Source organism: Rhizobium freirei PRF 81 (assembly GCF_000359745.1).
In the GTDB taxonomy this organism is placed as follows: domain Bacteria; phylum Pseudomonadota; class Alphaproteobacteria; order Rhizobiales; family Rhizobiaceae; genus Rhizobium; species Rhizobium freirei.
This window is the reverse complement of the sequence record NZ_AQHN01000089.1, coordinates 238326-257351: the sequence shown is the minus strand read 5'-3', so window position 1 is coordinate 257351 and position 19026 is coordinate 238326. Positions and strand designations below refer to the sequence as shown.

Sequence of the window (19026 nt, the reverse complement as noted above, 5' to 3'; positions counted from 1 at the left end):
ACTTCTCCTGGAGCTGCTCTAGACCGGAGAAAGCTCATGGCCGTCGTTTCCAAGAAAATTCCCGCTCCCGACAAGGTGAAGGTGAAAACCGCACTTCTGTCCGTCTTCGACAAGACCGGCATCGTCGAGCTGGCGCGTGCGCTCAGCGAACAGGGCGTGCGCCTCCTGTCGACCGGCGGCACGCACAAGGCGATCGCCGCGGCCGGCCTTGCCGTGACCGACGTGTCCGAAGTGACGGAATTTCCCGAGATCATGGACGGCCGCGTCAAGACGCTGCATCCGAAGGTGCATGGCGGCCTGCTCGCCATCCGTGACGATGCCGAGCATCAGGCTGCAATGAAGGCGCACAGAATCGAAGGCATCGATCTTGCCGTCATCAACCTCTACCCCTTCGAGGACGTTCGCAAGGCCGGCGGCGACTATCCGACGACGGTGGAGAATATCGACATCGGTGGCCCGGCGATGATCCGTGCTTCGGCGAAGAACCATGCCTACGTGACGACGCTGACCGATCCCGCCGACTATGCGGAGCTGCTGGCCCAGCTCTCCGCCGATGCCGGCCAGACGACTTATGATTTCCGCAAGCGCATGGCCGCCAAGGCCTTTGCCCGTACTGCAGCCTATGATGCGATGATCTCCAACTGGTTTGCCGAAGCGCTGGATATCGCCACGCCGCGCCACCGTGTCATCGGCGGCGTGCTGCGCGAGGAAATGCGCTATGGCGAAAACCCGCACCAGAAGGCTGCTTTCTACCTGACCGGCGAGAACCGCCCGGGCGTTTCCACGGCGACGCTCATCCAGGGCAAGCAGCTCTCCTACAACAACATCAACGACACCGATGCGGCCTATGAGCTCGTTGCCGAGTTCCTGCCGGAAAACGGCCCGGCCTGCGCGATCATCAAGCATGCGAACCCCTGCGGCGTTGCCACCGGCCCGAGGCTCGTGGAAGCCTACAAGCGCGCTCTGGCCTGCGATTCCACCTCAGCCTTCGGCGGCATCATTGCGCTGAACAGCCTGCTCGATGCCGAGACCGCAGAGGAGATCGTCAAGCTCTTCACTGAGGTCATCATCGCGCCCGACGTCACCGAGGAAGCCAAGGCGATCATTGCCCGCAAGCCGAACCTCCGCCTGCTTTCGGTCGGCGCCCTGCCCGATCCGCGTGCTGCCGGCCTCACCGCCAAGACCGTCTCCGGCGGCCTGCTGGTCCAGAACCGCGATAACGCGCTGGTGGAAGATATGGAGCTCAAGGTCGTCACCAAGCGTGCACCAACGGCTCAGGAGCTTGAGGACATGAAGTTCGCCTTCCGTGTCGCCAAGCATGTGAAGTCGAACGCGGTCGTCTACGCCAAGGATGGCCAGACGGCTGGCATCGGCGCGGGACAGATGAGCCGTGTCGATTCCGCCCGCATCGCCGCCATCAAGGCCGAGGAAGCCGCCAAGGCCATGGGTCTGGCCGAGCCGCTGACGCGCGGTTCCGCCGTCGCCTCCGAAGCCTTCCTGCCGTTTGCCGACGGCCTGCTCTCGGCGATTGCCGCAGGCGCTACGGCCGTTATCCAGCCGGGCGGTTCGATGCGTGACCAGGAAGTGATCGATGCGGCCAACGAGCACAATGTCGCGATGGTCTTTACCGGCGTGCGCCACTTCCGCCACTGATCGATGGATATACTCGATTGGAAAACCTTATATCCCGGCTGGTTCGCCTGCCGGGATTTTCTTTGTCTACTTTGTCGTCTTGTCGGCCGGATAGGGTGTCGGCAGCAGTAGCAAAAGGCCGCCGGCGAGGAAGATGACGAGTGTCGCCATGCCGAGGCGGGCCGAGCCGCTCCAATAAGTCACCAGCGAGAAGAACAGCGTTGCCATGAAACTGGTGGCGCGGCCCGAGAGCGCGTAGATGCCGAAATAGCGTCCGGCTTCCGAGAGGCTGACGCTGCGGGCAAGATAAGAGCGCGAGGAGGCCTGTACGGGGCCGAAGGCGATGCCGATCAGCAGGCCGTAGCCGATATAGGCTTTTTCCGCCGCCGTGCCGAACAGGCTTCCAGTGCTGACGGTGGAGAGCGGTACGAGGCCGAAGAGCGTGAAGCCCGGTCCGGTGGAGAGGATGCCGAAAGTCGCTGCGAGCAACAGCGTCAGGCTGATCATGACCGTCGTCTTCGAGCCGAGCCAACGATCGACATAACCGGCCGCGAAGCACCCGAAGATGGCAATGACATTGAGGATGATGCCGTAGATGCCGATCTCGATCGTCGCCCAGCCGAACATGCCGGCCGCAAAGGTGCCGCCGAGGATCAGCAGGCCGTTGACGCCATCCTGATAGACCATGCGGGCGAGAAGGAAGAGACTGATGCCACGTCGCCGCTTCAACTCGCCCAGGGTCGCCGACAGCTCGTGCAAGCCCGTGCGAACGGCCGCGCGAAGGGGCAGGCCGCGAGCAGCATCCGGTGTGAAGAGAAACATCGGCAGGATGAAGATAAGATACCATACGGCCGAAATCGGCCCGGTGATGCGGGCATCTTCGCCGAGTTTGGCATCAAGACCGAAGAGTGGCGTCAGACCGAAGATGGTCTTGCCGGTCTGCGGATTGCCGGCGAGCAGCGCAACGACGGTGATCAGCACGATCATACCGCCGAGATAGCCGAGCCCCCAGGCGGCATTGGACAGCCTGCCGACATCGTCCTTGCCGACCAGCCGTGGCATCATCGAATCGTTGAAGACGATCGAGAATTCGGCCGAGATCGAGGCGAGGATCATGAAGATCACCGGATAGATCACCGGCGATCCGGGGGCCGCGCCCCAGAGGCAGGCAAGGCTTGCGATCTTGATGACGGCGAAGAAGGCGATCCATGGCTTGCGGGCGCCGGATTGATCGGCGATCGAACCGAGGACCGGCGAGAGGATGGCGATGATCACCGAGGAGATCGTCGCCATATTGCTCCATGTCGTTTGCGCGGAGACGGGATCGGCGGTCAGCCGGGCGACGAAATAGGGGCCGAAGATGAAGGTGGTGACGACGGTGAAAAACGGCTGAGCCGCCCAGTCGAAGAACATCCAGCCCCAGATGCCTCGCGCCGGCACTTTTGCCGGCACGTCGTTGTCAATTTCGGTCGTCACCAAATCCAGCCCCTTGCTCCCTCACCCGTTTTCGGGTCGGGGCGGACTGTGTCACCTTGCCCGGCCGTTCGCAAGATCGCTGAGCAGGCCGGCGGCAACGGTGATGCGGGCGAGGTTGGGATCGCCGCTTTCGCTGAGGCCGCCGAGTTCCTCGGCGATGCGATTGATGCGGATACGGTCTTCCGCGTGCCATGCCTGAACCGGCTGCTTGTCCTTCGGATGGTTGGACAGGGCGGAGATGACGATATCGCGGCGGGCGCCGGCGATCTGGTCGAGGCTGCGCGCAAGCGCGAGGCTCTCATAGTGGTCGCCGGTGACGATCCGGTTGCCGGCTAGCAGCAGGCGGCCGACGCGGAAGGTCTGCGAGACGGTAAAGTAGCTTTCGGCCGCCCGGTTCAGCGTATCGCCGGTGCGCTCGGCGATCTGCATGATTTCCGGAACGAGGACGAGCGCGTAGATCGTGGCGATCTCCGAAGCCAGCTTCTCCGGCAGGCCGGCGGCCAGATAGTCCGCCTCGCGTGTGGCGATCTCGGCTGCGAAATCCGCCGGGATGTGGCTCAGGAAGACAGGCCGCAGCTTCTTCAGGGCTGCGCGAAGCCGGCTAACCGTTTCTTCTATATCGCCCTTGGCCGCTCCGGTTTTCAGGAGCAGACGCGTCAGCGCCGTGTAAACCTCGGTGATTTCGCCGTAGACACGGTTCTGCATCTGGCCACTGACCTTGCCGTCGAGTGCGTCCATCTCGTTCCAGAGCCGGTCAAGATCGAAGCCGTCGCGGGCAACCACGGCTGCCTTGACCACTTCGGCAGCGGCTGCCGCCGTGGCATCCATCATGCCGACCGCAAAGCCAGGGCCGCCGCGATTGATCGCTTCATTGGCGAGCGCAGTGGCGATGATTTCGCGGCGCAGCCGATGGGTTTCGATATCGGCGGCGTTCGAGCGCTGCATCTTGGCCGGGAAATAGCGGCTGAGGGTTGCGGCGAAGTAAGGATCGTCGGGCAGGTCGCTGGCGACGAGGGCATCAAAGAGGACGATCTTGGCGTAGGAGAGCAGCACGCCGATTTCCGGGCGCGTCAGCGGCCGGCCGTTGGCATAACGCTCGGCGAAGGTCTGATCGTCGGGCAGGGTCTCGACCTTACGGTTGAGCTGCTTGGCCGCTTCCAGCACGCTCATGAAGCGGCTGAGTTCCAGGCCGTTGCCGGTGCCCTTGCGCTCCGTCAGCGAGATTGCCAGAGATTGCAGATAGTTGTTGCGCAAGACAAGCGTTGCCACTTCGTCGGTCATGGAGGCGAGCAGCGTGTCGCGTTTGGCGCGCGACAGCCGGTCGGCGAACATGGCAGATGCAAGCGCGATCTTGATGTTGACCTCAACGTCCGAGGTGTTGACGCCGGCGGAGTTGTCGATGGCGTCGGAGTTGCAGCGCCCGCCCTTGAGGCCATAGGCGATGCGGCCCTTCTGCGTGACGCCGAGATTGGCGCCCTCGCCGATCACCTTGGCGCGTACTTCGTCGGCGGCGATGCGGATCGGATCGTTGGCGCGGTCGCCGACTTCCGAATCCGTTTCGGCCGGCGCCTTGACATAGGTGCCGATGCCGCCGAACCACAGCAGGTCCACCGGTGCCTTGAGGATTGCCGTCATGATTTCGAAGGGCGTTGCGACCGACTTGTCGATGCCGATGGCGGCGACCGCTTCCGGCGTCAGTGTCACCGACTTTGCCGAGCGGGAGATGATCATCGCGCCTTTCGACAGAACGGATTTGTCGAAATCCTGCCAGCTCGAGCGCGGCAGGTTGAAGAGGCGCTGCCGTTCGGCGAGCGTCTTTTCCATATCCGGATCGGGATCGATGAAGATATCGCGATGGTCGAACGCGGCAAGCAGGCGGATCTTCGGAGACAACAGCATGCCGTTGCCGAAGACGTCGCCGGACATGTCTCCGACGCCGACGACGCTAAATGGCGTCTTCTGGATATCGATGTCCATCTCGCGGAAGTGCCGCTTCACCGTTTCCCAGGCGCCGCGGGCGGTGATGCCCATCTTCTTGTGGTCGTAGCCGGCCGAACCGCCCGAGGCGAAGGCGTCGTCCAGCCAGAAGCCGGCTTCCTGCGCCAGCGCATTGGCGGTGTCGGAGAAGGTAGCAGTGCCCTTGTCGGCGGCGACGACGAAATAGGGGTCGTCACCATCGAGCCGCACGGTATCGGCGGGCGGAATGATATCGGCGCCGGAGATGTTGTCGGTGATCGACAGCAGCGTGCGGATATAGGTCTTGTAGGCCTCGCGGCCGGCATTGAATATCTCGTCACGGCTGCCGCCGACCGGGAGCTTCTTCGGATAGAAGCCGCCCTTGGCGCCGACGGGCACGATGACGGCGTTCTTGACCTGCTGCGCCTTTACGAGACCGAGCACTTCGGTGCGATAATCTTCGGCACGGTCGGACCAGCGCAGGCCACCACGCGCCACCTTGCCGAAGCGCAGGTGCACGCCTTCGACCTCGACGCCATAGACGAAGATTTCGCGGAAAGGCCGCGGCTCGGGCAGGCCATCCAGCAGCTTCGGATCGAGCTTGAAGGCCAGCATGGCCCTCGATGAACCGTCGGCATTCCTCTGGAAATAGTTGGTGCGCAGCGTGGCGTCGATGGCATTGACGTAGCGGCGCAGGATGCGGTCGTCGTCGAGGCTCGGAACGTCGGCAAGCTCCGTTTCGATAGCCGTATGCAGCTCGGCAAGCTTCTTCGTGCGGTTCTTGTCGTTGAGCTTCGGATCGAGCGTTTCGTAGAACAGGCGGAAGAGCGAGGCGGCGATGCGCGGATATTTGTCCAGCGTCGCGGCGATATAATCCTGCGAATAGGCGATGCCGGCTTGGCGCAGATAGCGGGAATAGGCGCGCAATACGTTCGTTTCGCGGGCGGAGAGATCGGCGGAGACGATCAGCCGGTTGAAGGCGTCATTGTCGATGCTGCCGCCAAAGGCGGCGAGGAAGGCTTCTTCCAGTGCCGCGCCGTGGCGGGCAAGATCGATGGTCAAGCCGTTGCGGGCTTCAAGCTCCATGTCGTGGAGCACGACATGGCCGGTCGAACCATCCTTGGCCGTGACATAGATGTCGAAGGTGCGCTCGCTGATGACGTTGAAGCCGAGATTTTCCAGAAGCGGCACGCGGCGCGACAGCGCGAGGTTGCCTTGTCCATGGAAGATTTTCAGCGAGAGGATGTCGCCTGCGTCATCCTTGCGGATATAAAAGCCGATGCGGATCGGCTCGGCACCGGCCGTGGCGATCATGTCAGGCAGATCGGCGAAGGCGTCTTCCGGCGAGAAGGCTTCCTGGAAGGCCTGGCTGACGGAGATGGTCGGAGCCTTCGGGCCAGCCAGCATGACGAAACGCTCGTCCCAACGGGCGGTGATGGCGCGGATCGCCTCTTCGAGCTTGGCTTGGGGAATATGCGGCGTCTTGCCGGCGCTACGGCCGATGATGAAATGCACGCGCGCCACGCCGCCTTCCGGGAAAGCCGGATAATAGGCGGAGACACGGCCGTCATAGATGGTTTTGAGATAGTTGCCGATCTTCTCGCGGACGACGGAATCATATTCCTCGCGCGGAACATAGACGATCACCGAAACGAAGCGGTCGAATTGATCGATGCGCGGCAGGGCGCGCACGCGCGGCCGGTCGGTCAGGTCGTTGATCTGTTCGGCAAAGCTTGCCAGCAGGGTCGTGTCGATCTGGAAAAGATCGTCGCGGGGATAGGATTCCAGCGTATTGTCGAGCATGCGGCCGGAATGGCTTGTGGGATCGAAGCCGAAAAGATCCTTGACCTTCTGCACCTTGGAGCGCAGCAGCGGCACATCGACGGCGGCACTGGTATAGGCCGTGGAGGTGAAGAGGCCGACGATGCGCAGCTCGCCCGTCACGTTGCCGTCGGCATCGAAACGCTTGACGCCGACATAGTCCATGTAGGCGCGGCGGTGGACGATCGACTTGACGTTGGCCTTGGTGACGATCAGGAAATCCGGACCATCAAGGAAGGCCAGGATTTCGGGTGTCGTGGTAACGGCGTCATGACCCTGCCGCAGCACGCGGACATCCGGATTGGAGAGGATGCCGAGGCCGGTGCCGCGGTCGCGCTCGACCTTGGCGTTGGCGCCCTTGCCGGAATAGACATATTCGCGCATGCCGAGAAAGGTGAAATTGCCGTCCCGTAGCCAGGCAAGGAAGGCAAGCGCCTCGTCGCGATCGTTCTTGCGGCGGCCGGCCGCTTCATAGGTCGAAAGCTCGGAAATGACGGTGTCCAGGCGCGACAGCATCGGCTTCCAGTCGGAAACGGCGAGATGCGTCTGATCGAGCACGGTCTGCACCCGTTTGGCCAGGTCCGCTGCCTGCGCTGCCGTCAAAGGCGAGAGATGAAGCTGGATATGGCTGACGCGATGGGCGGGATCGCTCGGGTGATCGGCGGAATAGAGGCTTGGCTGCTTGCCGTCCTCGACGACCAGGATCGGGTGCACGGCCATATAGAGGTCGCGGTAGCTGCTGGTCACCTCGCCCATGACCGATTCGTAGAGGAAGGGCATGTTGTGGTCGGTGATCGACAGGATCGATACGGCAACTCCATCGGGCTCGATATTGGCAAGCTGATCGATGCTGACGCGCGGAGCGGTGCCGTTCCAGGCCGCCAGCTCCTTGGCCGCGTGCGTTGCAGCAAGGGCCAGCATTTCAGGGCTGTAAAGCTCCATGTCGTCGTTGCTGGCACGGCCGAACAGGATTTCGGGATCGAGATGCGCCTCGCCCGTCGCCGCGGCTATTTTTCGTGCCGCTTCGATCTGTTTTTCCCGTTTCGGATTGCTTTTCGGCGCCATGGAATTCCTCCCGATTTTCGAATTCTGACCACAGTAGCAGAAGGTTTAGCGAAAAAACTGGCAAAAAGAATGCGAAATTGGTTGGTTTCGGACTGATTTTGGCCCGTTTTTTTAAAAAACTTGCCGGAATGCGCGATCCCGGCGAAAGGCGGATGTCTTTGGCGAGAAATTGACGGAATCATTTCGTCAACAGAGGCTTTCATCACTCTGTGAAGTGCCGTTGACAGAGTGCCGCCAAAGGGATCATCAACGGCGCATTGTGCAGTTGAAGCCCTGAACTTGAAAGCAAGCATCATGTCGCAAGTGTCGGCCGGCGCCGTTATCGTCATCTCCAGCCATGTCGTCAGAGGGTCCGTCGGCAATCGCGCCGCCGTCTTCGCGCTGGAAACGCTCGGCCACCCAGTCTGGGCCCTGCCCACCATCGTTCTGCCATGGCATCCCGGCCATGGTCGCTCGACGCGGCTGACCTTCAACGAGGCGGATTTCGATCACGCAATCGACGATCTTATCGCTGCCCCGTGGTTATCGGAAGTGAAGGCGGTGCTTTCCGGATATTTCGGCAATGCCGCACAGGCGCGTTCCGTCGCCCGGCTGGTGGCGGCATTGCGGGAAAAGAACCCCGATCTGCTTTATGCCTGCGATCCGGTGATCGGCGATGCCGGCGGGCTCTATGTGCCCGAGGCGACGGCCGAAGCGATCCGCGACCATCTAATCCCATTGGCCTCGCTGGCGACGCCGAACCGCTATGAGCTTGCCTGGCTTGCCGGTGCGCCGCTCGAGGATAATAACGCCATTATGGAGGCGGCACTTGCGCTCGGGCCGTCGCGCATGCTGGTGACCTCGGCGGTGCCGATGATGGCCGGCGGCATCGGAAATCTCTATCTCAGCGGCCGGAGCGCGCTGCTTGCCGAACATCGCAGCATAGAAGGTGCGCCGAACGGGCTCGGCGACCTGCTCTGTGCCTTGTTCGTTTCCCGCCTGCTTTCCGGCATGGATGAGGAACGGGCGCTGCAACTGACGACGGCCAGCGTCTATGAGGTGCTGGCGCGCGCTGTCAAACGCGGCAGCAACGAGCTGACGCTCGCCGTCGATTCCGCGAGCCTGTCGACGCCGATGGCGATGGTGCAGCTGCGACACCTCATGCACCCGGCGCAACGGCGCAAAAAATAGCGGTTCGCAGCAGTTAATGCTTTTTGCAGCGCAGCAGTTGCCATCGGTCCCGGTGCGCTGTAATTCAATATCATGCAAAGCTTTCCCGACACCCTTCTGAACGGTTATCGCAACTTCATGAGCGGGCGTTACGTCGATGAGCGCGAGCGTTATCGCTCTCTCGCGGAGCTCGGGCAAAATCCATCGACGCTCGTGATTGCCTGTTGCGACTCCCGCTCGGCGCCGGAGATCATCTTCGATGCCGGTCCGGGCGAGCTCTTCGTCATCCGCAACGTCGCCAATATGGTGCCGCCCTATGAGCCGGACGGTAATTTCCATTCGACTTCGTCAGCGCTTGAATTCGCGGTTCTGTCGCTCAAGGTTTCCGACATCGTCGTCATGGGCCACGGACGCTGCGGCGGTATTCGCGCCGCGCTCGATCCCGATGCCGAGCCGCTATCCCCGGGCGATTTCATCGGCCGGTGGATGGCCTTGCTGAGGCCGGCTGCCGAGCAGATCCAGAGCAACGACATCATGACGCAGACCGAGCGTCAGACGGCACTGGAGCGCATTTCGATCCGCAACTCGCTGAACAATCTGCGCAGTTTTCCGGAGATCAAGGCGCGCGAGGAAGAAGGCAAGCTGAACCTGCACGGCGCATGGTTCGATATTTCGACCGGCGAGCTCTGGATCATGGACCCCAATACCCGCGATTTCATTCGTCCGGACGTATAAGGCCACCTGGACGTCCGGCGGCTAGAATATCGATCAAAAGAAAAGGCGCTGCGGACCATCCGGTCGCAGCGCCTTTTTTTGATTCATGCGCCAGCTGAGGCTTACCTGCCGTCGATCTGCTGGCCGATATAGGCGATGGCCTGCTGATAGACCCGTGCGTCGTTCCAGCCGGCAATGGCGGCGAAATTCGGCTCGCCGGGTTGATAGCCGGCGCCGGGCTGCCAGCCATGGCCGCGCAGGAAGTTGGCGGTCGAGGCCAGCGCGTCCGCGCGCGAACCGACAAGATCGACCCTGCCGTCGCCATCTTCGTCGATACCGAAGGCGACGACGTTCTTGGGCATGAACTGCGTCTGGCCGATTTCGCCGTGAGCCGCGCCGCGTGCGGACGGGCTGAGATAACCTTCGCCGACGAGCTTCAGGGCGGCATAGAGCTGTTCGGTGAAGAATGCGGAACGGCGGCAGTCATAGGCGAGGGTCGAGACGGCCGAAAGCGTATGCTGGTCGCCCATGTAGCTGCCGAAGCCGGTTTCCATGCCCCAGATGGCGATGATCGGGCCTGCGGGAACGCCGAAGCGCTTCTCGATCTTGGCAAACAACGCTCCGTTCGCCTGTTTCATGCTCTTGCCGCGATTGATGATCGTCTGGCCGCCGCGCTTCTTCATGAATTCCTCGAAGGAAAGCTTGAAGCTCTTCTGGCCACGGTCGGCGCGGATGGTGGGCTGGTTGTAGTGGACGTTGGCGAAGGCCCTGTCGAGGACGGATGGGCTGACGCCCTGTCCCTGCGCTTCGCGCTTGAATTCCTGCATCCAATTCTCGAAACCTGCGGAAGTATTGCCGCAGGATGCAGCGTTTGCCGTAATCGGCATGGCGAGCAGCAGCCCGCCCGCGACGAGAGCTGCCATTCCAGACTTTGTGATCCGCATTCAATGTCCCCGAATTCTTACCGCGATGCGAACGCGGTAACCGTTTTTGGAAGGCGCACAAACCCGCCAATCTCCGGGCCTATGCGCGGTCTAGTCGTCACTGGACCATGCCAGTATCCGACCATCATGTCATTATCACATTTTGGCGATCAGTATTTTTGCTTCACGTAAAACATAACCGCCAACTATATTTGCAAAAGCCTCGCCTTTCATCCGAAATGGCGAGGCTTTCGTTCAATCCTGCTTAGCTAGCGAAGATTTATAAACCGTAAATTGGTTTACGAAATCTTATGCAGCCTGCTTGCGCGGCTTGATCAGGCCGCGATTGATGAGCAGTTCGGCGATCTGGATGGCGTTGAGCGCGGCACCCTTGCGCAGATTGTCGGAGACGACCCACAGATTGAGGCCGTTTTCGACGGTTGCGTCTTCGCGGATGCGCGAAATATAGGTCGCATCTTCGCCGGCGGATTCGTAAGGCGTGATGTAGCCGCCGTTTTCGCGCTTGTCGATGACGAGGCAGCCGGGCGCTTCGCGCAGGATGTCGCGGGCCTGATCGGCAGTGATCTCGTTTTCGAATTCGATGTTGACCGATTCCGAATGGCCGATGAAGACGGGGACGCGCACGGCCGTGCAGGTGACCTTGATCTTCGGGTCGAGCATCTTCTTGGTTTCGGCCAGCACCTTCCATTCTTCCTTGGTGTAGCCGTCTTCCATGAAGCTATCGATGTGCGGGATGACGTTGAAGGCGATGCGCTTGGTGAACTTCTTCGCTTCGATCGGGTCGGCAACGAAGACAGCACGGGTCTGGTTGAAGAGTTCGTCCATGCCGTCCTTGCCGGCACCGGAAACGGACTGGTAGGTCGAGACGACGACGCGCTTGATCTTGGCGAAGTCATGCAGCGGCTTCAGCGCGACGACGAGCTGCGCGGTCGAGCAATTCGGATTGGCGATGATGTTGCGCTTGGTGAACTGCGCGACGGCATCGGGGTTCACTTCCGGGACGATCAGCGGCACGTCGGCGTCGTAGCGCCAGGCCGAGGAGTTGTCGATGACGACGCAGCCCTGGGCGCCGATCTTCGGCGAGAACTTCTTCGAGACCTCGCCGCCGGCCGACATCAGGCAGATGTCGGTGTCGGAGAAGTCGTAGTTCTCCAGGTTGGAAACCTTCAGCGTCCGGTCGCCGAAGGAAACTTCGGTTCCCTGCGAGCGGGCGGATGCGAGCGCCACGACCTCATCGGCCGGAAAACCGCGTTCAGCTAGGATGTTGAGCATTTCGCGGCCGACATTCCCGGTCGCGCCCGCTACTGCAACTTTGAAACCCATTTCTCAAGCTCTCTTTCTCTTCTCTCCTCTTGGGCGAAGGGGGGAACCGCAGCCATCACGACCGGTTCCTGTCCCCAGCCGAGCCGGGGAGAGAGCGGCAGGCCAGAGACGTCAGACGGTTTTCGTCGTCGTTTTGGCCATGGTTTTGGAAGAAACCGGAAAATAGACATCCAGCCCGGCATATTCCGCCGGGTGATTGGGGCTATCGATCTGTTCGAAGCGAACCATGGAAGTCTTCCTTTTCCGTCGCCGGTTCTAAGAGGTTTTCCACAGGAGTCAAGGATTTCCTCGCTGGCATCGCTGCAGGAGCGAGGAAATCGGGGGCGTTGAAACGCGCCTTCAACCTATCGTGTTCGAAGGCCTGCCGTTTCGAGTGTCAGCGGTTGGACTTGCGCGTGATTTCGAACAGGAACCAGGTGCGGCGTTCGGTTTCGTCCAGCCAGTTTTCGAGGAGGCTGGCGGTGGCGACGTCGCCATATTCGTCGCAGACGTCGTGAACAGCGCGCATTTCGGCAGAAAGCTTGAGATTGTCATCCGCCAGTTCGGCGAGCATGTCCTGCGGGTCGACATATTCGGCGTCATTGTCCGGGATGCGCTGCAGCTTGGCGATCTGGCCGATCGAGCGCAACGTGTTTCCGCCGATTTTGCGGGCGCGCTCGGCCATGGGATCGGTCATCGCGAAAATCTGATCGCCGTGTTCGTCCAGAAGCAGGTGATAGTCGCGGAAATGCGGTCCGCTCATGTGCCAGTGAAAATTCTTGGTCTTCAGATAGAGGGCAAAGACATCGGCCAGCAACGCGCTCAGAGCTGCGGAAATATCGCGGGTCGCTTCCTCGCTGAGATTGGTGCGAGTGCCCAATTTCGATTTGGTATTGGCGGTATTCATGAAGGCGTCCTCCGTTTGTTGTTCACGACAGCGATCGCCGGCGGATATTAAGGGAGTTCGATGACATTCGCTGCGGCGTGGGATCGCATTGAAGACTGGGTCTGTTTTGAAATCTCGCGGTCGAAAGTTCACTTCGCGGCATGATCGACTGCACTGTCATGCGGGAAACCCGAACAGCTCCACTAAATAGGAAAATGAGGTGGTTTGGCAATCGTCTGCGAAGGCGTTGGCGCAGCGCGCGGTCATGGCACCAAGGGACACCGCCCTCTCGTCGGAGGACGGTGTCGCCAATGATGAGTTACTTCAGGCCACCGCCGACATAGATGGTTTCGCCGGTCACCCAGGCGGCGTCCTGCGAAGCCAGGAAGACGGCCACCGGGGCGATATCGGTCGGCTGACCCAGGCGGCCGAGCGGCGTCTGCGAGACGAGATGCTTTTCAAAGTCGCTGCCGATAACGCCGGCAGCAACGACGCCTTCCGTCTCGACACCGCCCGGTGCGAGATTATTGACCCGGATATTCCGTGGGCCGAGCTCCTTGGCGAGGACCTGGGTGATCGAACTCACGGCGGCCTTGGTCGCGGTGTAAACGGACGCGGTCGGCAGGTTCATGCTGACGGCGTTGGAGCCGATGTTGATGATATTGCCGCCTTCCGGGCCGAAATATTTGACGGCTTCCCGCGTGGTCAGCAGCGTGCCCAGCACGTTGATATTGAATTCACGATGGAATTCTTCCTCGGTGAACTCCTCTATCGGCGCGAATTGGTAGACGCCGGCATTGTTGACGAGGATATCGACGCGGCCGAAGGCCTGCTTGGTTTCGCCAAAGAGCCGCTTGACGTCTTCGGATTTGGAAACGTCGCCGTGGACGGCGAGCGCCTTGCCGCCCTTGGCGGTAATTTCGGCAACCACTTTATCGGCGCCTTCGCGGCTCGACGCGTAGTTGACGACGACGGCAGCACCCGCCTCGCCCATTGCCTTGGCGATGCCGGCGCCGATGCCCTTGGATGCTCCGGTCACGATTGCGACCTTGCCTATCAGCTTGCTCATGTCACTTTCCTTCAAAAATTGTTAGACGGTTTCATAATCATCGAACCATTTGGCGCATGCGACCCGAAAACCGCTCCGCATCGTCAGTTTGATATTTAGATAATCATCTAATTGATACAAGAGCAGCAGCGATAAATGCTGATGGCATGGATGGAAACGTCAGATCTTGGAAAGCTCCGCCATATAGGCGTTCAGCGTATCGCGGCGCAGCACGAGGTTTGCGAACTTGCCTTCGCGCTGGATCTCGATGAGCCCGGCGTTTTCGAGCTCCTTGATATGATGGGACATCGTCGCGGCGCTGACGGTGTGACATTCGTTCAGGGTGCTGCAGGGCATGGGTTCGGGCCGTGCACCGATCTCCTTCAAGATCTGCACGCGTCGCGGCTCGGCAAGCGCCCGGGAGATCAATCCCATCTGCCTTTCGCTCAAACGTATCGGCCCGGCATCCATGATTTTCATCGCAGTGGAAACGAAATCGGGTTGACCGCTTTTGCGATCATCCCTCCGCCAGATATATGAATGCGGAACGGCCTTGGCAACCTTCGCGGTTTGGCCATGCATTGTGGCGCTCAAGGGCCGACGAGTACGAGTATTCTCTCACCTCACGCGGCGACTTGGCGGTACATGGTCTAATCAGAGCGTCATCTGCTCTTCGGCAGCCGCCATTTCGTGACAGGCCGGCCGGCGGGGTCGATGCGAAAGAGCAGGCCGTAACGGGAATAGACGATCGCCGTCATGAAGGAGAACCAGCCGCCGAGGGCAAGGCCGGCCATGACGTCGCTCGGATAATGGGCACCGACCATGACGCGCGTGATCGCCAGCCACAGGGCGCAGGCGACGAAAATGTAGCGATAGCGCGGGAAGATAAGGGCAAGCGCCACGAAAAGGGCGCCGATTGTGGTGGCATGGCCCGACGGGAAGCTTTCGAAGCTGGCGCGGCCGTTGAAGGGCAAGAAGCCGAAGGGTCCCCAATCGGCAAAATGCGTCGGGCGGGCGCGGCCGATGGCGCGCTTGAGTATATTGGCGAGAAGGCCGGACAGCACGATCGTCGTCAGCAGGTAACCGCCGATCTGGCAGATGCGGATTGCCTGGTAGCGACAGCGCGGCGAGCGCAGCAGGCGGCTGCCAGCCCAGCCTTCGAAGAACAGGAAGGCGCTGACGATGATGATCCAGCCGGAATCGCCGAAATCGGTCAGCATTCCACCGAAAAAGCGGATGGAGGGCGAGAGGTTCTTCAGGGCAGCGCCGACCGGCCAATCGAACAGGAGCGCAGAGAGCAGCACAATATTGGCTGTCATAAACAGGCAGGTCTTCCAATGGCATGGCGCAAGCGCTGCGTCGCTTCGCCGCCAACGCCGATCGAGAGACGCCAAGATCTCCTGCATACCCACCGCCTGATATTTATGTCCAATCAGCAACGACGCTTAGCAGCGACTTGTTACGACTCTTCTAAAGAATTGTGACACCGGGGCAGATGATCGATTACGGCGCAGGCAAGCCTGACCTGCCGCAGCAAAAAGCCCCGCTCTTCGGCGAAGGACGGGACTTCATGTTTCACGTGAAATATAGCAGGCAATTTATGCCGAAGATTAGGCCGAAAGCGCCTTGAACTCGGCGAGGATGGCATCGCCCATTTCGGCGGTGCCGACCTGGCGGCTGCCGGGTGACATGATGTCGCCTGTGCGGATGCCGCTGTCGAGAACGTTGGCGATTGCCTTTTCCAGCGCATCGGCCTCGGAAACCATGCCGAAGGAGTAGCGCAGGCACATGGCGAAGGAGGCGATCATGGCGATCGGGTTGGCGATGCCCTTGCCGGCGATATCGGGGGCCGAACCGTGCACGGGTTCGTAGAGCGCCTTGCGCTTGCCGGTCTTGGCATCGGGTGCGCCGAGCGAAGCCGACGGCAGCATGCCGAGCGAGCCGGTGAGCATGGCCGCAACGTCGGACAGCATGTCGCCGAACAGGTTGTCGGTGACGATGACGTCGAACTGCTTCGGCTGGCGAACGAGCTGCATGCCGCCGGCATCGGCGAGCATATGCTCGAGCTGCACATCGGCATATTTTTCCTTATGCGTCGCGGTGACGACCTGGTTCCAGAGCACGCCTGACTTCATGACATTGCGCTTTTCCATCGAGCAGACGCGGTTGCTGCGGGTGCGCGCCAGTTCGAAGGCGACGCCGGCAATGCGCTCGATCTCATAGGTGTCGTAGACCTGGGTGTCGATGCCGCGCTTCTGGCCGTTGCCGAGGTCGATGATTTCCTTCGGCTCGCCGAAATAGACGCCGCCGGTGAGCTCGCGCACGATGAGAATGTCGAGGCCTTCGACCAGCTCGGGCTTCAGCGACGAGGCCGATGCCAGCGCCGGGTAGCAGATGGCCGGACGCAGGTTGGCGAACAGCTTGAGATCCTTGCGCAGGCGCAGCAGGCCGGCTTCCGGGCGCACTTCATAAGGGACCGCATCCCACTTCGGACCGCCGACGGCGCCGAAGAGCACGGCATCGGCGGCAAGCGCCTTGCCCATGTCTTCCTCGGAGATGGCGGCGCCATGCGCATCATAGGCGCAGCCGCCGACAAGACCCTCGTCCGTGACGAAACCGGTATTTTTCGCCTCGTTCATATAGGCGATGATCTTGCGAACTTCGCCCATGGCTTCGGGGCCGATGCCGTCGCCCGGCAGGAGGAAAAGATTGCGAACTGTCATGGGAAAGCCTCCGCGAAAGAAAAAGTTGCGGGGTTTTTAGACCTGCAAATGCGGCTTTTCAAGCGAAGATGGGGCCGAAACGGTACGGTTTTCGGGCTTTTGAAGGCCACTGCCCGCCCTCATGGTTTGGGGTGGCCTTGCGAGCCGCCTCACCACGAGGGCAGGTCGTGAGTCCGCTTACTCGGCCAGTCCGAGCGAAGCGAGATAGGCGGCCGATGCCGGGATCTTCGACTTGTCCTTGATCTCGATGATCAGACGCGGGTTGCTGTCGAGCTTGGCAAGGGCGGCAAAGACGGCGCGCCAGTGGATGTTGCCTTCGCCGAGGCTCCAGTGACGGTCGGCATAGCCGTCCGCATCCTGCAGGTGAATATGCTGCAGGCGATTGCCGGCGGCGTGGACGTAATAGTCGACCGGCGGCGCGCCCGTATAGCCATGGGCATAATGGGCATGGCCCGTGTCGATCGAAACGGCGACGGCCGGCGAATTGAAGCTGTTGGCGAGGCCGACGCGGATATGGGGATCCTTGTCCTCGATGTTCTCGATGACCATAGTGAGCCCGATGTCCTCGGCGCGCTTCACCGCATCCTTGAGCGTCTGATGCGTATATTCGATGATTTTCTCGCGCTCGCCCTTGTTGTTGTCGAGGTTGTTGTAGGACCACGATGTATAGGGGCTATGGATGACCATCTGCGTAGCGCCGATATTGGCGCAAACGTCGAGGGCCTGCAGCAGGCGCCTGGAGACGACGGCGCGGATGTCGGGATCCTGCGAGGCGATGATGAAGCCCCAGAACGGGCCATGGATGCCGAGGCGACCCTGATGGCCGTCGAGCAGCTTGCGGGCGCGCTCGGCAAGCGGAGCCCAGTCGCCGTTTAGAACGTCGGCTTCGACGAAGCTCTGCAGTTCCAGGTCACGCGGCTTTTCGAGCAGCCAGTTGCGATGGGTTTCGACGTCGTCAAGCGTCATGGCGGCGCCGACAATGGGAAGGGAGGTCATGGAGAGGCTCCATTGCGTGGAGAAGAATAGGGGTGGGAGAGAGGCCTGAAGGCCTCGGCAAGCCTGTATGGACCCCCTTCTTGTCGAACATATTACAGCGAGCGGGAAAGATGGTGTCGAGCTGCTTTCGCGGAATAGCCCCCTCTCCCCGCTTGCGGGGAGAGGGAGTCCTTTATCTCGGCATGAAAAAAGCCGGGCGCAAGGCCCGGCTTTGAAACGCAAAAGATAGTGATAAACCGATCAGGCGGCCCAGGGGCGCGATGCGGCGTTCGTCTTTTCGAAATCGTTGATCGCGGAGGACTTTTCCAGCGTCAGGCCGATATCGTCGAGGCCGTTCAGCAGGCAATGGCGCTTGAACTCGTCCAGTTCGAACTTCAGCGAGCCGCCGTCCGGGCCGGTGATTTCGAGATTTTCCAGATCGACCGTCAGGATGGCGTTGGAGCCGCGCGAGGCGTCGTCCATCAGCTTGTCGAGGTCTTCCTGGCTGACCTTGATCGGCAGGATGCCGTTCTTGAAGCAGTTGTTGTAGAAGATGTCGGCGAAGCTCGTCGAGATGACGCAGCGGATGCCGAAGTCGAGGAGCGCCCAGGGAGCGTGCTCGCGCGAGGAGCCACAGCCGAAATTGTCACCGGCGACGAGGATCTTGGCGTTCTGATAGGCCGGCTTGTTCAGCACGAAGTCTTCGTTCGGCGAACCATCTTCGTTGTAGCGGGCTTCAGCGAAGAGCCCCTTGCCGAGGCCGGTGCGCTTGATGGTCTTCAGATAATCCTTCGGGATGATCATGTCGGTATCGACATTGACGACCGGGAGGGGTGCCGCGACACCGGTCAACTTCACGAACTTGTCCATGGGGTCCTGCCTTCATTCTCGTCTAAGCACGAATTATCCTGCCAATAGAGCAAATCCGGCCCGAAATGAAGGAGAATCTTGGATGTGCTCTAAAACATGGCGCTTTGGTCGCGCCTGCCCGTCAGGACAGGGCCTTAATCGAACAAACGGGCTTGGCAGCCGGCATAGCAGGCCGCCCCTACCCTGTCTTCGACCTCAGAGATCGATGATCGTGCCGCGACCGTCGTTCCAGATGCGCATTTCGCGCTGGCTGTTCGTCTTCGCCTTGGCGCGCACCGGTGCCGGCTTCATGCGCAGCGAAATCGCACGGGCTACCATGAGCACGGTCAGGATACCGCCGACGGCAAGCGTGAGCGAAACGGTAAACAGCGCCATGGCTGCAAACACGGTGACACCGGCAAGCGCGATGAACAGGGAACGGATATTCTGCATGGTCGAGACCTCTCTACTCCCAGCAATGTGGTC

16 protein-coding genes are annotated in these 19026 nt (G+C 61.0%); 3 read left to right on the top strand and 13 right to left on the bottom strand.

Going from position 1 to position 19026, the window contains the following annotated elements; genetic code table 11:
- Nucleotides 1-36 precede the first annotated feature (36 nt).
- Nucleotides 37-1653, top strand: coding sequence for a bifunctional phosphoribosylaminoimidazolecarboxamide formyltransferase/IMP cyclohydrolase (gene purH, locus RHSP_RS28945; protein ID WP_037155137.1), 1617 nt, complete (start codon nucleotides 37-39; stop codon nucleotides 1651-1653).
- Nucleotides 1654-1719: 66 nt separating this feature from the next.
- Here the strand turns inward: purH and RHSP_RS28940 are convergent, their stop codons facing one another.
- The 3 genes from RHSP_RS28940 to RHSP_RS34955 are packed head-to-tail and all read right to left on the bottom strand — an operon-like array spanning nucleotide 1720 to nucleotide 8246.
- Nucleotides 1720-3111, bottom strand: coding sequence for an MFS transporter (locus tag RHSP_RS28940; RefSeq protein ID WP_051074167.1), 1392 nt, complete (start codon nucleotides 3109-3111; stop codon nucleotides 1720-1722).
- 48 nt (nucleotides 3112-3159) lie between these two features.
- Nucleotides 3160-7950, bottom strand: a complete 4791-nt coding sequence (locus RHSP_RS28935; RefSeq protein ID WP_004127361.1) for an NAD-glutamate dehydrogenase — start codon at nucleotides 7948-7950, stop codon at nucleotides 3160-3162.
- A complete protein-coding gene (locus RHSP_RS34955; protein ID WP_157385463.1) occupies nucleotides 7893-8246 on the bottom strand; it encodes a hypothetical protein in 354 nt (117 codons plus the stop codon). Before RHSP_RS34955 ends, RHSP_RS28935 begins: the two co-directional genes overlap by 58 nt.
- On the opposite strand from RHSP_RS34955, the gene pdxY reads away from it, so the two are divergent.
- Together pdxY and RHSP_RS28925 are read left to right on the top strand one after the other, a co-directional pair.
- Nucleotides 8245-9120 (top strand): pyridoxal kinase PdxY, encoded by an 876-nt coding sequence (pdxY, locus tag RHSP_RS28930; RefSeq protein WP_004127358.1) that lies wholly within the window; start codon nucleotides 8245-8247, stop codon nucleotides 9118-9120. The two genes, RHSP_RS34955 and pdxY, sit on opposite strands and share 2 nt — an antisense overlap.
- Nucleotides 9121-9192: 72 nt before the next feature.
- The gene (locus RHSP_RS28925; RefSeq protein ID WP_004127353.1) at nucleotides 9193-9834 is read left to right on the top strand and encodes a carbonic anhydrase; all 642 of its coding nucleotides are present in this window, start codon (nucleotides 9193-9195) and stop codon (nucleotides 9832-9834) included.
- A gap of 101 nt (nucleotides 9835-9935) precedes the next feature.
- Here the strand turns inward: RHSP_RS28925 and RHSP_RS28920 are convergent, their stop codons facing one another.
- The 10 genes from RHSP_RS28920 to RHSP_RS28875 form a co-directional block, all read right to left on the bottom strand.
- A complete protein-coding gene (locus RHSP_RS28920; protein WP_037155133.1) occupies nucleotides 9936-10757 on the bottom strand; it encodes a lytic murein transglycosylase in 822 nt (273 codons plus the stop codon).
- 288 nt (nucleotides 10758-11045) lie between these two features.
- Nucleotides 11046-12080 (bottom strand): aspartate-semialdehyde dehydrogenase, encoded by a 1035-nt coding sequence (locus tag RHSP_RS28915; RefSeq protein WP_004127342.1) that lies wholly within the window; start codon nucleotides 12078-12080, stop codon nucleotides 11046-11048.
- Between the two features lie 376 nt (nucleotides 12081-12456).
- Nucleotides 12457-12966, bottom strand: coding sequence for a Dps family protein (locus RHSP_RS28910; RefSeq protein WP_004127340.1), 510 nt, complete (start codon nucleotides 12964-12966; stop codon nucleotides 12457-12459).
- A 298-nt stretch (nucleotides 12967-13264) separates the two neighbouring features.
- Nucleotides 13265-14014 carry an SDR family NAD(P)-dependent oxidoreductase gene (locus RHSP_RS28905; RefSeq protein WP_004127338.1) on the bottom strand — a complete coding sequence of 250 codons (750 nt, stop codon included), beginning with the start codon at nucleotides 14012-14014 and terminating at the stop codon, nucleotides 13265-13267.
- A 159-nt stretch (nucleotides 14015-14173) separates the two neighbouring features.
- On the bottom strand, nucleotides 14174-14428 hold the full coding sequence (locus tag RHSP_RS28900; RefSeq protein ID WP_081615374.1) for a winged helix-turn-helix domain-containing protein: 255 nt from the start codon (nucleotides 14426-14428) through the stop codon (nucleotides 14174-14176).
- Between the two features lie 227 nt (nucleotides 14429-14655).
- A complete protein-coding gene (gene lpxE / locus RHSP_RS28895) occupies nucleotides 14656-15399 on the bottom strand; it encodes a lipid A 1-phosphatase LpxE (RefSeq protein WP_004127334.1) in 744 nt (247 codons plus the stop codon).
- A gap of 204 nt (nucleotides 15400-15603) precedes the next feature.
- Complete coding sequence (leuB, locus tag RHSP_RS28890; RefSeq protein ID WP_004127332.1) at nucleotides 15604-16716, bottom strand: 3-isopropylmalate dehydrogenase; 1113 nt, start codon at nucleotides 16714-16716, stop codon at nucleotides 15604-15606.
- A 177-nt stretch (nucleotides 16717-16893) separates the two neighbouring features.
- On the bottom strand, nucleotides 16894-17712 hold the full coding sequence (locus tag RHSP_RS28885) for a sugar phosphate isomerase/epimerase family protein (RefSeq protein ID WP_037155131.1): 819 nt from the start codon (nucleotides 17710-17712) through the stop codon (nucleotides 16894-16896).
- A gap of 240 nt (nucleotides 17713-17952) precedes the next feature.
- Nucleotides 17953-18561: a 3-isopropylmalate dehydratase small subunit gene (gene leuD, locus RHSP_RS28880; protein WP_004127326.1), complete on the bottom strand. Its 609-nt coding sequence runs from the start codon at nucleotides 18559-18561 to the stop codon at nucleotides 17953-17955.
- Between the two features lie 195 nt (nucleotides 18562-18756).
- Nucleotides 18757-18993 carry a hypothetical protein gene (locus tag RHSP_RS28875; RefSeq protein ID WP_004127322.1) on the bottom strand — a complete coding sequence of 79 codons (237 nt, stop codon included), beginning with the start codon at nucleotides 18991-18993 and terminating at the stop codon, nucleotides 18757-18759.
- Between the last annotated feature and the right edge of the window lie 33 nt (nucleotides 18994-19026).